Origin of the sequence: Lentzea albidocapillata subsp. violacea (genome assembly GCF_900100275.1) — a bacterium.
Lineage (GTDB): Bacteria > Actinomycetota > Actinomycetes > Mycobacteriales > Pseudonocardiaceae > Lentzea > Lentzea violacea.
Genome location: NZ_FNET01000005.1, coordinates 120862 through 135832 on the forward strand (window position 1 = coordinate 120862; position 14971 = coordinate 135832).

Consider the following 14971-nt stretch of genomic DNA (forward strand, 5'->3'; position numbering starts at 1 on the left):
ACACCCCGTCAACTACTCGGCCCTGGAGGGCCCGAGCTCGAGAGGCTCGGTCCCGTGGGCGTCGTTCGCGTTCCTCGCCCGCGACTGGCTGCGCGCGTGCGGGCCGCATTTCCCGGTCTCCTCCTGAGCGGGGACCGGGTCGGGCACGTTGACGTGTACCCACACCGACCGTGCCCGATTTCGGATGTTCACGGCGGCGACGATGTCGGCGGGTCCAGCGAGACCGCACCGGCGACAATGAAAGTGGTCCCTGTTGCGGATGTTCGCGTGCAACGTGGTGTACGCGTCCGCGACTTTCTTGATCACATGCTGGGATGTCTGGGCGCCCAGCCCTCTCGCTTTCAGCCCGGAGTAGGTGAGGGTGCGCAGTGCGTACTCGCGAAACGCACGTGTCTCGAATGCCACCCGCGACACGACAGCAGCAGCGTTGTTGCACGCGTGCAGAGTTGACCGCATCGCCGCCGCCTGCTCGGCGGTCGGCAGCAGCTTGACCTGCACGACGAGCTTCACCGACCAATCTTATCGAACGTGTGTTCTAGACGGTCGCCTGGGTTTGGGCCTGACGACATCGGAGGTACGTCGTGGTCATCCAGTCGTTGATCACGGCGTTGCACGGCACACAGCCGCGCTGGATGTCGGTGCGGCGCACGGGTCGGCTCACGGACGCGCCTGGCGGTAGGGTGCACGTCACTTGAGCAATGCCGAACGCGAGTTCGCGTCGGGCGTCCGGTTTCCTCTTCGGGTCAACTGCCGCAGTCGATTCGGGTCGAAGCGGAGGTCGGACGGCCGACTTGAAGGCGAACTCGCCGCCGTCTGCGGAGCAGCGGCCAAAGATGGAGGCCGCTTGGGTCGCACGCCCCTGGACGCGCCGGAGCGTCAGCGGGAGGTCTTCGCCGCCGTGCTCGGTGTGCTGGCCGAGGTCGGCTACGCGCGGTTCAACATGGACCTCGTCGCGGGCCGGGCGCGCGCCAGCAAGGCGAGCCTCTACCAGCGCTGGCCGTCCAAGGCGCGGCTGATCACGGACGCTCTGAAGGCGAACCTGCCCGAACTGCACCAGCCGGACGAGGGCACGTTCGCCGAGGACGTCCGTCAGATCCTGCGGGCGTGGGGCGAGCCGACGCCGTTCGACACCGCCGGCATCTTCCTCGGGTTGCTCGAAGGCAGTCGCCAGGACGCCGACCTCGCGTGCCTGCGCGAGGAGCACGTCGACCGCGCCTACACGGAGCACCTGCGGGTCGCCGTGGACCGGGCGAAGGCGCGCGGTGAACTGCCGGAGCGCCTCGACGCCGACTTTCTCATCACCGCGCTGATCTCGACCTTCGTGCTCAGGTCCGAGGAACAGGGCGTGATCGAGGGCATCGTCGACGGCCTGTTGAGACCGCTGATCGGGACCTTCAGGGCCAAATAACTCGTCAAAGCGTAGTTTCTTCGCTACGTTCGGTCATGGAGTCAAAAGAACAGTTTTGTTCTGTTGAGGGGAACTTCCGTGACTGAAGCTGCTGTCTGCCCGGTCCACCACGAACGCGACCACCCGCTCCAGCCACCGATCGGCTTCGCCGAGGCCGTCAGCGGCGGGCCGGTCAGGATGGTCTGGCCCAACGGTGTCGAGGCCTGGATGGTGTCGAGCTACGCCGGAGTCCGGCAGGTGCTGTCCGACTCGCGGTTCAGCACCCGCAAGGGCGGACAGCCGGAGATGCGCACCGACGACGGCGAGGAGGTGCTCGACCCCGACCAGCCCGGCAACATCAACGGCATCGACGGCGCCGAGCACATGCGGCTGCGTCGTCCTCTCTCGCGCGGCTTCATGGTCAAGCGCATGAACGAACTGCGTCCGCGCATCCAGCAGATCGTCAACGAGCACCTCGACGTGATGGAGGCCAAGGGCGCTCCCGCCGACCTGGTCACCTCGCTGTGCCTGCCGCTGCCGTCGCTGGTGATCGCCGAACTGCTGGGCGTGCCGCCGGAGCACCAGGAGCTGTTCCAGGCCACGGCCGGCGACCTCTTCGGCAAGAACGGCTCGAAGGACGAGTACCTCGCGCACGCGACCAGACTCGCGGAGGTGCTCACGCCGATCGTCGAGGCGAAACGGGCCGCGGGCACGAACGACGACATGATCGGCCTGATGGCCAACGACACCGACTTCAGCATGGACGAGCTGATCTTCCTCTGCATCGGGCTGCTCGCCGCCGGGCACGAGACCACGTCGAACTTCCTCGGCCTCTTCACCTTGCACCTGTTCGAGAAGCCCGACCAGCTCGAGATCCTGCGGCGCGACCCGAGTCGTGCGGACGTCGTGGTCGAGGAGCTGATGCGGTACACGGTCGGCCAGCTCGGCGGCCCGGGACTCACCCGCAGGGCGACCGAGGACGTCGAGGTCGACGGTGTGCTGATCAGAGCGGGCGACTGGGTGAGCGTGTCGCTGATGGCGAACCTCGACGAGGCGCTCTGCCCGCGGGCAGAGCAGCTGGACCTCGAACGCGACGCCGTGTCGCACCTGGGTTTCGGGTTCGGTCCGCACCAGTGCCTCGGCGCGAACCTGGCCCGCGCGGAGCTGCAGATCGGCCTGCGGACGCTCTTCGAGCGGTTCCCGAACCTGCGCCCCGCCGTGCCCGTCACGGAGATGGCCTACCGCAACGACATGATCACCTACGGCGCCGCCGAGATCCCGGTGGTGTGGTGACATGACGGTCCGGATAGACCAGACGGGGTGCATCGGAGCGGGCCAGTGCGTGCTCGCCGCACCGGACGTGTTCGACCAGTCGGACGACGACGGGCTCGGCATCGTGCTGATCGCCGAACCCTCCGCCGACCTGCTGCCGGGCGTTCGTGACGCGGTGGACAGGTGCCCCGCTCAGGTGGTGACGCTGGAAGAGTGACCTGATCGGCCGTTCCGGTGAGGGGTCGTCACGGGAAATGGATTCAGTTCCCGTGCGCTCACACCTCGTTGGCCCTTTCCGTTCACCACGATCGTCCGAAATCGTAGGCGCGACCACCACGGCGTTGTGGCGGTCGCGCCGGTGTGCCCTCCGGGAGAGTCGAAAGGCCCTTCCAGACCAGGCCTGACAGCGGGATGGTGTCGGCGCGGGTGAGTACCGGAGGGCCGACCTATGTTCAACGGCGATGCGTTTCCAGATCGCGTGGACAAGACCGACGTGCGGCATGTCGAGACCCTGACGAGTGCGTTGAGGGCTCTTGACCACGAATACGGTGGCGGTTCCTGCCGCGACGCCTGTGTCGCGTTGCTGAACTGGGCGAACCCGCTGATCGACACCAGTTCGTCCGGGCAGGTCCTGCACCGGCTCCAGGTGGCCATCGCGGACCTGCACAACCTGGCCGGCTGGGCGTCGTTCGACATGGGCCTGCTCGAGTCGGCGCACCTGCACTTCGGCCGTGCGATGGGCCTCGCGCGTGCGTCGGGCAACAGCGCGCTGGAAGCGAACATCCACTACCGGATGGGGCGCGTGCACCTGCACTACGAGCTGGCCGAGGACGCTTTGTCGTCGTTCCAACGGGGTTTGCCCATCGCGCAGGCCAGTGGGTCCACGTTGGCCGTGTCGATCCTGCACGCCAACGAGGCGTGGGCGTTCGCGAAGATGGGCTCGGAAAGGCAGGCGCTGCGCCAGTTCGCGCGCGCCGAGGACGAGTTCCAGCGGTCCATGGCCGAGGACGCTCCGCCGTGGGCGCGGTTCTTCGACCTGGCCGACCTGGTGTCGATCGGCGGCATGGTGCACACCGAACTCGCGCGCACGTGCGACGTGAAGTACGCGCGGTCGGCGATCCCGATGCTCACCAGGGCGATCTCCTCCGGGGGAGCGGAGGCGTCGCGCAGCCAGTCGTTCCGGCTGGCCGCGCTCGCGATGAACTACCTGGTGCAGAACGAGGCCGAACAGGCGCGGGAGATCGGGGAACAGGCGATCGCGCTGTCCGGCCCGATCCGCTCGGCGCGCACGCGGGATCGCATGCGGCCGTTGAAGCAGGAGGCGGAACGGTTGCGGGGCAACGAGGCCGCGGACGATCTGGCGTCACGCCTGGGGAAGTTCATGACGACGTCGCGAGGCGCGGCCTGAGCTGGAAGGTGTCACCGGGGCCCGAGGAGAGGTTTGGGCTTCGGACCCCGGCGACACCGTCTTAAGAGGAGCGGCGCCCCGCTGGGGGGCCAAGACGCCGCTCCGGCCTGGTGCCTCAGCAGCGGATGTCGGTGCGGACCCGGTAGGTCAGGGCGCCGGAGTTCCACTCCACGTAGGCGGAGGTGCAGTCGCTCAGGGTGTTGGTGCCGCCCGACCACAGCTCCTGCTGGCGGTAACGGCCCTCCCGCAGACCCACGCGCCCGTACGGTTCGCGCGCGTCCTTCGAGTTCCACTGCTCGATCAGAACGAGCTCCGGGGTGTACGGGGCACCGCCGTTGTGGACGCTCGACCAGGTGTAGACGTAGGCCCAGTTCTTGCCGCAGCCCTTGAACTGCTTCACCGACGCCCACCGCTGCCCGTGGTCACCGACGTAGGCGGTGCTGCCGATCTGGGTGACGGGTCCGCAGCCGGGGGCGCTCTCGGCGACCGCGTTGGTGGCGGTGACCAGGCCGAGAAGCACGGCACCTGCGGCGATCAGTGCTGACCTCTTCATGGGCTGTGAGCATCACGACGGCCGCTGACATTTCGCTGACACCTTGGGTTACCGGCTGGTTAGGATCGGCTCATGCAACGGCGGTGGGGGTTCAGGGTTCTCGGATCGTTGCAGGTCATCGACTCGGGCCGGGCGGTGGAGCTGCGCTCGGCCAAACAGCGTGTCCTGCTCGCCGCGTTGCTGATGAAGGCAAACGCGCCGGTCTCGTCCTACGAGCTGATGGAACACCTCTGGGGCGAAGAACCGTCAGGTTCGGCGCGCGCGACCCTGCAGACGTACGTCATGCGGTTGAGACAGTCGCTGGACGACCTGGCCGACCGCAACCTCGTCCGCACGTGGCCCACCGGCTACTCGATCCACGTCGAGGACGACCAGCTCGACCTGCTGACGTTCCAGCGGCTGCGTGCCGAGGCCCGCCGCGCGCCCGACCTGGAGACCGAGGCCCGCCTGCTCGGTGAGGCGGCGGCGTTGTGGCGCGGCCCCGCCCTGGACCAGGTGTCGTCGCTGCGGATGGAACAGACCGACGTGCAGCGGCTCAACGAGCAGCGCTGGGAGGTGCTGGAACGCCGCAACGACGCCGAGTTGCAGCTGGGCCGGCACGACCAGATCGTCGACGAACTGCGCTCGCTCGTCGCGGAACACCCACTGCGCGAACGCTTCTGGTACCAGCTGATGCTCGCGCTGCACCGCACCGGCCAGCAGGCGCAGGCGCTGGACGTCTACCGGCGGGCCAGCGACGTGCTCGCCGACGAGCTCGGCATCGACCCGAACGCCGAACTGCGCGCGCTGCACATGGAGGTGCTGGCGGGCTCCTGCGCGCCGGTCGCCGTCCAGTCCGGACCGTCGTGGCTGCCGCCCGCGGTCGGCGACTTCTCCGGGCGGTCCGACGAGGTGGCCCGCCTGACGGCCGGGTTGCGGGCCGGCGGGACGTGGACGATCACCGGACCCGGTGGCGTCGGCAAGACCTCGCTGGCCGTGCACTGCGCCCATGCCGTCCGGGACACGTTCCCGGACGGGCAGCTGTACCTGAACCTGCGCGGCGGTGAGCAGAGGCCCGTCGAACCCGCCGCTGCGCTGGACCGCCTGCTGCGAGGGCTCGGTGTCTCCGGTGGCGCGATTCCGTCCTCCGTGGAGGACCGGGTCGACCTGTACCGGGACCTGTTGTCGGACCGGCGGATCCTCGTCGTGCTGGACAACGCCGTGAACGAGGCCCAGGTGCGGCCGTTGCTGCCGGGAACCACCTCGGGTGCCGCGCTGGTGACCTCCCGGGCCGCGCTGGCCGGTCTGGAGGCCGCGCACGTGGTGCCGTTGGACGTGCTGCCGTCCACCGATGCGCTGGCGTTGCTGCGGGCCGCTGTCGGCGAGGCCCGCTGCGCGGCCGAACCCGTTGCGGCGCAGGAGATCGTGAACTACTGCGGCAAGCTGCCACTGGCGTTGCGGGTCGCGGCGGCCCGGCTGGTGGCGCGCCCGCACTGGCAGCTCGCGAAACTCGCCGGCCGGTTGTCCGACGAACGCCGCCGGTTCGACGAGTTGTCGCTGGGCGACCTCGACGTGCGGGCTTCGCTCGCGCTGTCCTACGACGGCCTGGGTGAGTCGCACCGGACCGCGTTCCGCCTGCTGTCGCTGGTCGACACACCGGACTTTCCCGCCTGGGTGGCGTCGCCGTTGCTGGGGCTGGACCTGGACGACGCGGAGGACCACGTCGAGGCGCTGGTCGACGCCCGGCTGGTCGACTACGCGGGCCGCGATGCGCTGGGGCAGGTGCGTTATCGGCTGCATGACCTGTTGCGCGCCTTCGGCCGTGAGGCTGCCTCCGAAGTCCCGGCTGTTGCGCTGAAGGCGTTGTTCGAGCAGTGGCTCGACCTGGCGATGCGGGCCGACGTGGAGCTGCCGCACCAGGGCGTCCGGCTGGAACCCCTTGCGCTGGAACGGTTCGACCTCGGGGACGCGGCCGACTGGTTCGACGCGGAGTGGCTGAACATCCACGCCGTGATCACCCAGGCCGCGGCGCTGGGTCTCGGGCCGCTGGCCGCCGAGCTGGCGATCCGGTCGGCCGCGTTCTGCGACCTGCGGGCCCGGTTCGACGACTGGGAACACATCAACGCGCTGGGACTCTCCTGCGCGCCTGCCGCGCGTCGGCCGATGCTGTTCCAGCAGCGGGGAATCCTGCGGGCGCGGTTGCACGACTACGGTGCCGCGTCCGCGGACTTCCAGGCCGCGCAGGAAGGGTTCGCCGCCGCCGGTGACGTGTGGGGCGAGGCCTACGCCTGGTACGGCATGGGGTGGATGCACGAGTGGAGCGGGCGGTCCGCGGAGGCCCGTGAGGCGCATCGCGAGGCGATGACCCGGTTCGTCACCTCCAGCAATCCGCACGGTGAGATCGAAGTGCTGTGTTCGCTGGGCGCCATCGAGCGCCGCGCCGGCGGCCTCGCCGCCGCACAGGAGTACCTGGAACGGGCCAGGCGCGTCGCCGGGCAGCTGGGGGACGAGCAGAGCGAGCTGATGGCGACCCTCGAACTGGGGCGGCTGCACCAGTTCACGGGCGAACTGGCCGAGTCGGCCGCGTTCCTGCGGGCCTCGCTGGCCGCCGCGCAGAAGCTCGGCGATCCGGACCTGGCCGCCAACATCCGGCTGTTCCTGGCGGACACGCTGGTGCGGTCCGGGCAGGACTCCCTGGCCGAGGAGCAGCTGCGGCAGGCCTGGGAGTTCTTCGAGGAGCACGACGACCGGCAGGGCCGCATCTGGGTGTGGCGCCTGAGGTCCGGGCTGGCCTCGTCGCCGGAGGAGGCGTTGCGGCTGGCCTCGCTGGCGATGGAGTCGGCGCGGGGGATGGGCTCGCCGCCCGAGTTCGGGCGGTCGTTGCGGGTGCTGGGGAACGCGCTGGAGCGGGCAGGGCGGGCCGACGAGGCCCGGGAGTACTGGCAGCTGGCCGAGGAGACGCTGACGGCGGCCGGGTTCCAGGCTGAGGTCGACGAACTCCGTCACGCCACCAGCCCTGGTGCCGGCTGAGGATCGTTGCCGCGCTCGGCCCGGTGCGGGCGTTGGTGCCAGGCGACGGGCACGGGTGTCGCCTGGCAGCTCATCAACGCAGGGCGGATCAGCTGATCGTGATCGCGCCCGCCGGGCAGAGGTTCGCCGCTTCCTCAGCGGTGGCCTCGTGCGCGGCGTCGGGCTGCTCGACGAGGAGTACGACCGTGCCGTCCTCGTCGTTCTGGTCGAACAGGTCCGGGTCTGTCAGCACGCACATTCCCGAACCGCAGCACTTCGTCTGGTCGACGGAAATCTTCATGCCGACCACGCTACTGGCAGCGAGTGGACCCCGTAGATCCCCATGTCGGTGCGCAGCGGCACCTCCTCGGGGTCGACGTCGAGGCGCAGGTCCGGGAACTCCTGGAACAGCTTGGAGAAACCGATCCTCATCTCGATGCGGGCCAGCTGCTGGCCCAGGCACTGGTGGATGCCGTGTCCGAACGCCACGTGGCCGCTGGCCGGGCGGCGCAGGTCCAGTTCCTCGGGGTTGCCGGGGAACTTCTCCGGGTCGCGGTTCGCCGTCGGCACGTGCATCAGCACGGTGTCGCCCGCTTCGATCAGGTGCCCGTCGATCTCCACGTCCTCGGTGGCGGTGCGCACCGGTCCGAAGTGGATGATCGACAGGTACCGCATCAGCTCCTCGACGGCGTTGTCGACGACCTCCGGCTCGTCGCGCAGGATCTTGAGCTGGTCCGGGTGCTGTAGCAGCGCGTACGTGCCGAGGCCCAGCATGTTCGCCGTGGTCTCGTGGCCCGCCAGCAGGAGCAGCAGCGCCATGTTCGACGCTTCCTCGTCGGTCGGCTCCCCGGTGGCGAGCAGGTCGCTGATCATGTCGTCGCCTGGGTCCGCCTTCTTGCGGACGATCAGCTCGCGCATGAACTCCTGGATGCGCGCCATGGCGTCCATGGCCTCTTCGAACGTCGACTCCAGGCTGAGCAGCTTCGTCGTGTCGTCCTGGAACCTGTGCTTCTCGTCGTAGTCGACGCCGAGGATCGCGCAGATCACCAGTGACGGCACGGGAAGCGCGAACTCCTTCACGAGGTCCGCCCTGCCGTCGAACGACCGCAGGTGCTTGAGCTGGTCATCGACGATCGTGCCGATCCACTCGGACAGCTGGTTCATCCGCCGGACCGTGAACTGGCCCTGCAGCATCTTGCGCAGCCGGGTGTGGTCCGGCGGGTCCTGGCTCAGGAACATGCCCGGTTCGACCTTGCGCCTCTCCGGTGGCGCCTCCCCCTGGAACCTGACGTCCAGCATGTGATGCCTGGCCGGGTCGTTCGTGAACTTCGGACTCCCCAGGATCTCGCGGACCTGGTGATGGCCGGTGACGAGCCAGCCGACGTGTCCGTCGGCGAACTTCAGCCTGCTGATGCGGGCCTGCTCGCGGATCCGGGTCACCTCGGCGGGCGGGTCGAACGGGTGCTGGCGCGTGGTGGGCAGTTCGTCGGAGATCAGTTCGGTCATCTCGCACACCTCCCAGTGCTCGGCAGAGGACCTATTTCGAAGCTACAGAAGTTTCATGACTTCGTGAAGGTGAATTGAGAGTCACGGACCGCCACGAGCCGAAATCTGTCCGCATCTGCCGGTCGTGGGTCGCGACGGCCACAGCCGCTCTGGTCTGGTCGAGGGCCTCGGTCAGTTCGTCGACCAGGGCGATCGACAGGTGGTTGGTCGGTTCGTCGAGCAGCAGGACGTGGGGCGAGCCGCTCAGCAGGATCGCCAGCTCCAGGCGCCTGCGCTGTCCAGTGGACAGGCGGCCGACCGGGCGCGCCAGGTCTTTTCCGCTGAGCAGACCGATGTCCTCCATCCGTGAACAGAGCTGGACCGCCGTGGCGTCCTCGTTCTCGAACGCCGACTCCTGGGCCAGCAGGGCGACCCGGCCGACGTGGTGCACCGTGCCGCGGGCAGGCGTGATCCGGCCGGCGAGCACGTTCAGCAACGTCGACTTGCCCGCCCCGTTCGGGCCGGTGACCAGCAGCTTCTCGCCCGCGCTGAGCGAGATCGGCTCGGTGAGGCGCAGCCTTCCTGGCACTTCGAGCGGGGTGGCGTGCAGCAGGTCGCCGCTCGCCTCCAGCTCCGGCGGCGTGAAGCGCAACGGGGGTGGGGGAGCGCCGACGCGCTGGTCGCCGAGCTCTTCGAGCCTGCGGGCGACGTTGCGCATCTTGTTCGCCGCACGCGTCGTGCGCTGGTGCTTGCCCGTGCCTTTCGGCGGACGCCAGCCGTCCCTCAGGCGGGACTGGGCGCGTTCGACCTTCTCGGCCAGTTCGTCGTGCTCGGCCTCCTCCTGGGCGAACCGCTGCTCCCACCGTTGCCGCTCGGCGCGTTTGGCCTCCTTGAACGCCCGGTAGCCGCCGCCGTGCAGGTGCACCTCGCCGTCCGGAGCCGGGTCTAGGTCGAGCAACTGGGTGCAGACCTCGTCCAGCAACGTGCGGTCGTGGCTCACGAGCACCACGACGCCGTGGTGGTGCTGCAGGCGTTCGGTCAGGAAGGCCAGCGCGCCGGCGTCGAGGTGGTTGGTCGGTTCGTCCAGCAGCAGGACGTCGGCTCGTTCGGCGAGCAGGCAGGCGAGCCGGACCCGATAACGTTGCCCCACACTGAGTCGCGAGAGTGGGGTCGCCCGGTCGTGGTCGGCGTCGAGCGCCTTCAGCGCGATCTCGGCACGGCGCTCGGCGTCCCAGGCCTCGATGTTCTCGGCGTGGGCCAGGGCTTCGGTGTAACGCTGCTCGTCGAACGGCTCCGCCGCACAGTCCAGTTCGGACAGTGCGGCGCGGCTTTCGCGCAGAGCCTCGGACAGCAGGTCCCCCACCGTTTCGCCCTCGTGGAAGGGCATTTCCTGGCGCACGAGGCTCAACGAACCGTGGCGGGTGACAGTTCCCTGGTCCGGCATCAGGTCTTCGGCGAGCAGGCGGAGCAGGGTGGTCTTGCCGCGGCCGTTCTCGCCGATGATGCCGAGGCGCTGGCCGGCGGAGACCGTCAGTGAGATGCCGTCGACGACGGGCCCGGCCTCATAGCCCTTGGTGAGATCTTGGGTCGTCAAATGAACATGCGAACGCACGGGGATCCTCTTCTGGGTACGCGAAATCAGGACATGTTGCGCGGTGGCACACGTCCGTGATCAGAGGTAGAAGACCCCGTACCCGAATCCCATGAAACCCACGGTACCTACGGTCGCAACGCTTTTTCGACCGCCGCCTTCAGGTCCCGCACGCTCTCCTCGGTGCCCGGTGCCGGCCCGACCGTGCTGCCGCCACCGACGAGCCGGTAGAAGAGCAGGCCCTCCAGGAACGCGGTGAAGTGCGCGCCCGCCCGTTCGGGATCCTGGTGGCCCAGCATCTTCGCGATCGCGGTGGCCTGCTCGCGAGGCGAGTGGACCATGATCGGCCTGAGCTCGGGGTGGTGTGTGGCCTCGAGCATCGCCGAGTACCTCGCGAGCGTCCTGTTCCGCTCGACGAGCCAGCTGTCGAGCGTTCTGGCGATGCTGCCCGCGACGTCGTCCGGATCGGGCACGAAGCGTTCCTGGTCCGCGAGCCGTTCGACGAACCCCTCGATCAACGCCTTGCGCGTGCGGAAGTACGCGCTCGTGGAGCCCTCCGGCAGGCCGGCGCGGCGGTCGACCGCGCGGTGGGTGAGCCCGCGCATGCCCTGCTCGGCGACGAGCTGGATCGCGGCGTCGGTGATGAGGTCTCTGCGCACTGTGGTCCCAATCTCTCTACAGCTGTAGTCTACGGCTGTAGAGTCTTCTACATCTGTAGAGGAGGAACGATGAAGGCGATCGTGGTGGGTGGCGGCATCGGCGGGCTGGCGGCGGCGGTGTCCTTGCGGCGCGTCGGCTGGGAGGTCGTCGTCCACGAACGCGCGGCCACGTTCGGCGAGATCGGCGCGGGCGTGGGCGTGATGCCGAACGCGCTGCGGGCGCTGGAGTGGATGGGTCTCGCCGGCGAGGCCCGCCGCCTGGGCACACCGCGGGTGTCCGGTGGTGTCAGGGCGTCTGACGGGCGCTGGCTCGTGCATCTGCCCGGCATCGGCCAGGAGAAGGTCATCGCCATGCACCGCGCCGATCTGCACGGCGTTCTGCTGCGCGCACTACCGCCCGAGGTTCTTTTCAACAACGTCGAGGTGACCAGCGTCGACGAACTGGACGCGGACCTCGTGGTGGCGGCGGACGGCATCAACAGCCGCCTCCGCGCGGAACTGCTGCCCGACGCGCCGGGACCGGTGTACGCGGGGGCCACGGCGTGGCGAGGGGTGGCGCCGGGGCCTTACGAGCTGCCGATCTCGCAGACACTCGGTCCCGGCGGCGAGGCGGGCATCCTGCCGCTGGGCGACGGCCGGGTCTGCTGGTACGTCGCGGCCGTCGCGCCGCCGTCGGCCGACCTGGACCCGATGGCGTTGTTCGCCGGCTGGCACGACCCGCTGCCGGAACTGCTGGCGTCGACCCCGGACGTGATCCGGCACGACATCTACGAACTGCCGTTGCTGCCCACGTTCGTGCGGGGCCGGGTGGCGCTGCTGGGCGATGCCGCACACGCGATGACGCCGTACCTCGGGCAGGGGGCGTGCATGGCGTTGGAGGACGCGGTCACGCTGGCCGCGGTCGACGGTGATCTCGCGCGCTACGACGCATTGCGGCGGCCGCGCGCCCAGTCCGTGTGGAAAGGCTCTCGAATGGCGGGGAAGTTCGGGATCGAGGTCCGCTCGCCCATGGCGCTGGCGTTGCGGAACTTCGCTTTCCGGTCATTGCCGGCTTCCTTGGCAGTACGCGGGATGACTCGCTTCTCCGCGTGGGAGGTGCCCGCCGAAGTTCACTCGAACGGGTCGAATCCGGTGGTGAACTGAATCACTGGTCAATGTTTGGTGTCGGCGCGATAACGGTCCAGAACCACCCTTTGTCGCGCCCTTTGTCACCCGGTCGCGGTATCAAGTACTTGCTGAGCGTGTCGGATGCGCTCCAGTGATCCAGATGGCGTAGCGCGACAGGCGGTTCCTCCTCCACGAAAGCGCAACTACGGTGCCTCGCCATGACCCCCGTCCCGACTGATGTGATGCCCCGTTCCCTCACAGCGCTTCCCCCGGCGCAGGTCGAGAACACCGGCGAGATCGACATCGCCGAGGCTGAGGACTTCGTCCGGCAGCACCGCACCGAACACCCGGACCTCGGTCCCGTCGAGGCCAGGCTGGCCGAAGTGCACGCGGAGATCGCCGCGACCGGCACCTACCGCCACACCACCGACGAACTGACCTTCGGCGCCAGGGTGGCCTGGCGCAACAGCTCCCGCTGCATCGGCCGCCTTTACTGGCGGAGCTTGAAAGTGCGCGACCAGCGGGACGTGTCCGCTCCCGCCGACGTGGCCGGCGAGTGCGTCGAGCACCTCCGCGTGGCCACGAACAAGGGCAAGATCCGGCCCGTCATCACGGTCTTCGCCCCCGCCGAGCCCGGCATGGACGCGCCGCAGATCGTCAACGAGCAGATCATCCGCTACGCCGCCTACCGCGGTTCCGACGGCGGAGTGCTCGGCGACGCGCGCAACCTCGCCCTCACCGACCTCGCGCTGAAGCGAGGCTGGCAGCCGCCGCCCACACGTGGCCCGTTCGACGTGCTGCCGCTCATGGTGTCCTGCAAGGGCCAAGACCCCGCGCTCGTCGAGATCCCGCCCGGCGACGTGCTGGAAGTCCTGTTGTCGCACCCGGACTTCCCGTGGCTGAAGGCACTCGGCGTGAAGTGGCACGCCGTTCCCGCCATCAGCAACATGCGCCTGCGCGTCGGCGGGATCGACTACCCGTCCGCGCCGTTCAACGGCTGGTACATGGGCACCGAGATCGGCGCCCGCAACCTGGCCGACCACGACCGCTACGACCTACTGCCGTACCTCGCCAAGCGAATGGGCCTGGACATGTCGTCGGAGGCGACGTTGTGGCGCGACCGCGCTCTGGTGGAGCTCAACCGCGCCGTCCTGCACTCGTTCGCGGAGGCCGGGGTCACGATCACGGACCACCACACGGAGTCGAAGAGGTTCCTGACGCACCTGGAGAAGGAGGAGGAAGCCGGACGTTCCTGCCCAGCGGACTGGTCGTGGATCGTGCCACCCGTGTCGGGCGGGCTGACGCCGGTGTACCACCGGTACTACGACTCCGGTGAACTGCTGCCGAACTTCTTCCCCGCCGCGAAGCCCTCCGGATGCCCTGTGTCCCATTGATTTTGGCTGCACACTGACCGGGTGCAACTGACCCGAAGTCTGACATTGACCGACGCCGTGTTCGTCGGGCTCGGCTCGATGATCGGCGCCGGAGTGTTCGCGGTGTTCGCCCCGGCCGCGGCGGCGGCCGGGTCCGCGTTGCTCGTCAGCCTGGTGATCGCGGGCGTGATCGCCTGCTGCAACGCGTTGTCGAGCGCCTGGCTGGCGGCGCGTTACCCGCAGTCCGGCGGCACGTACGTCTACGGCCGCGAACGGCTCGGGCGCGTGTGGGGCGACCTGGCCGGCTGGGCGTTCGTGCTGGGCAAGACGGCGTCGTGCGCCGCCATGGCGCTGACGGTAGGCACCTACGCCGGTGCGCCGAAACCCGTCGCGGTGGCGGCGATCGTGGCGCTGACCGTGCTGAACCTGACCGGCGTCCAGAAGTCCGCGCTGCTCACCAGGGTCATCGTGGTCGTGGTGCTGCTCGTGCTGGCACTGACCGCGGTCACCGCTCGCGACGCCGTGCAGCCGGCGGAGTTCCTGCCGACAGGAATCCTTCCCGCCGCCGCGCTGCTGTTCTTCGCGTTCGCCGGCTACGCGCGCATCGCGACTCTGGGAGAGGAGGTACGCGAACCCGCACGGACGATCCCCCGTGCCGTCGTTGTCGCTCTGGCGATCACGCTGGTCGTCTACGCCGTCGTGGCCCTCGTGGCGTTGAACGCTTTGGGCAGCAATCTGGCCGTGTCGACGCTGGCTGACGTGTCGCCTTCGCTGGCACCCGTCATCCGGATTGGCGCCTGCCTGGCCGCGCTCGGCTCGTTGCTCTCGCTGCAACTGGGCGTGAGCCGGACCGCGCTGGCGATGGCGCGCGACCGCAGGCTGCCGGGGTTCATGGCCGACCTGCGTGCCGCCGAGGTCGTCACCGCGGTGGCCGCGATCGGGCTGGTGATCACCGTCGACGTCACGCGCGCGATCGTGTTCAGCTCGTTCTGCGTACTGCTCTACTACGCGATCGCCAACGCCAGCGCGTGGACGCTTGGTAAGCGCTTTGTGCCCGCGATCGGGCTGGCAGGGTGCCTCACGCTGGCCGGTGCGGTGCTCTGGCAATTGTGATGTGGCCCAGCTCACCTTTGATCGCGTAACGTGCG

At 69.0% G+C, this 14971-nt stretch carries 15 protein-coding genes; 8 read left to right on the top strand and 7 right to left on the bottom strand.

The features are described from left to right. Positions 1 to 12: 12 nt before the first annotated feature. Positions 13 to 510, bottom strand: coding sequence for a hypothetical protein (locus tag BLR21_RS42465; protein ID WP_090006202.1), 498 nt, complete (start codon positions 508 to 510; stop codon positions 13 to 15). A gap of 25 nt (positions 511 to 535) precedes the next feature. Next, positions 536 to 661: a hypothetical protein gene (locus BLR21_RS43770; RefSeq protein WP_256334669.1), complete on the bottom strand. Its 126-nt coding sequence runs from the start codon at positions 659 to 661 to the stop codon at positions 536 to 538. A 183-nt stretch (positions 662 to 844) separates the two neighbouring features. Here BLR21_RS43770 and BLR21_RS42470 point away from each other — a divergent pair, with 183 nt between their 5' ends. The 4 genes from BLR21_RS42470 to BLR21_RS13565 all read left to right on the top strand — a co-directional run bounded on the left by BLR21_RS42470 (position 845) and on the right by BLR21_RS13565 (position 4067). Beyond that, positions 845 to 1408: a TetR/AcrR family transcriptional regulator gene (locus BLR21_RS42470; RefSeq protein WP_176929621.1), complete on the top strand. Its 564-nt coding sequence runs from the start codon at positions 845 to 847 to the stop codon at positions 1406 to 1408. A gap of 78 nt (positions 1409 to 1486) precedes the next feature. Further along, the gene (locus tag BLR21_RS13555) at positions 1487 to 2680 is read left to right on the top strand and encodes a cytochrome P450 (RefSeq protein WP_090006203.1); all 1194 of its coding nucleotides are present in this window, start codon (positions 1487 to 1489) and stop codon (positions 2678 to 2680) included. Between the two features lies 1 nt (position 2681). Then, positions 2682 to 2876, top strand: a complete 195-nt coding sequence (locus BLR21_RS13560) for a ferredoxin (RefSeq protein ID WP_090006204.1) — start codon at positions 2682 to 2684, stop codon at positions 2874 to 2876. A 261-nt stretch (positions 2877 to 3137) separates the two neighbouring features. Then, a complete protein-coding gene (locus BLR21_RS13565) occupies positions 3138 to 4067 on the top strand; it encodes an NsdA family TPR-like regulatory protein (RefSeq protein ID WP_143027712.1) in 930 nt (309 codons plus the stop codon). 115 nt (positions 4068 to 4182) lie between these two features. Here the strand turns inward: BLR21_RS13565 and BLR21_RS13570 are convergent, their stop codons facing one another. Beyond that, complete coding sequence (locus tag BLR21_RS13570; protein WP_090006206.1) at positions 4183 to 4620, bottom strand: hypothetical protein; 438 nt, start codon at positions 4618 to 4620, stop codon at positions 4183 to 4185. A 72-nt stretch (positions 4621 to 4692) separates the two neighbouring features. Between BLR21_RS13570 and BLR21_RS13575 the strand changes: the two genes are divergently transcribed. Beyond that, positions 4693 to 7629, top strand: a complete 2937-nt coding sequence (locus BLR21_RS13575) for an AfsR/SARP family transcriptional regulator (protein ID WP_090006207.1) — start codon at positions 4693 to 4695, stop codon at positions 7627 to 7629. 88 nt (positions 7630 to 7717) lie between these two features. Here BLR21_RS13575 and BLR21_RS13580 read toward each other — a convergent pair whose 3' ends face one another. The 4 genes from BLR21_RS13580 to BLR21_RS13595 form a co-directional block, all read right to left on the bottom strand. Then, complete coding sequence (locus tag BLR21_RS13580; RefSeq protein ID WP_090006459.1) at positions 7718 to 7909, bottom strand: ferredoxin; 192 nt, start codon at positions 7907 to 7909, stop codon at positions 7718 to 7720. Further along, positions 7906 to 9114: a cytochrome P450 gene (locus BLR21_RS13585; protein ID WP_090006208.1), complete on the bottom strand. Its 1209-nt coding sequence runs from the start codon at positions 9112 to 9114 to the stop codon at positions 7906 to 7908. The genes BLR21_RS13580 and BLR21_RS13585 overlap by 4 nt, the downstream gene beginning before the upstream one ends. 31 nt (positions 9115 to 9145) lie before the next feature. Further along, the gene (locus BLR21_RS13590) at positions 9146 to 10687 is read right to left on the bottom strand and encodes an ABC-F family ATP-binding cassette domain-containing protein (RefSeq protein WP_256334670.1); all 1542 of its coding nucleotides are present in this window, start codon (positions 10685 to 10687) and stop codon (positions 9146 to 9148) included. Positions 10688 to 10812: 125 nt separating this feature from the next. After that, positions 10813 to 11343, bottom strand: a complete 531-nt coding sequence (locus BLR21_RS13595) for a TetR/AcrR family transcriptional regulator (protein WP_218130866.1) — start codon at positions 11341 to 11343, stop codon at positions 10813 to 10815. A gap of 69 nt (positions 11344 to 11412) precedes the next feature. Between BLR21_RS13595 and BLR21_RS13600 the strand changes: the two genes are divergently transcribed. From BLR21_RS13600 to BLR21_RS13610, 3 genes are all read left to right on the top strand, one after another. Continuing rightward, the gene (locus tag BLR21_RS13600) at positions 11413 to 12486 is read left to right on the top strand and encodes an FAD-dependent monooxygenase (protein WP_090006210.1); all 1074 of its coding nucleotides are present in this window, start codon (positions 11413 to 11415) and stop codon (positions 12484 to 12486) included. Positions 12487 to 12668: 182 nt separating this feature from the next. Further along, positions 12669 to 13844 carry a nitric oxide synthase oxygenase gene (locus tag BLR21_RS13605; protein WP_420843878.1) on the top strand — a complete coding sequence of 392 codons (1176 nt, stop codon included), beginning with the start codon at positions 12669 to 12671 and terminating at the stop codon, positions 13842 to 13844. A gap of 27 nt (positions 13845 to 13871) precedes the next feature. Further along, complete coding sequence (locus BLR21_RS13610; RefSeq protein ID WP_218130874.1) at positions 13872 to 14936, top strand: APC family permease; 1065 nt, start codon at positions 13872 to 13874, stop codon at positions 14934 to 14936. Positions 14937 to 14971 lie beyond the last annotated feature (35 nt).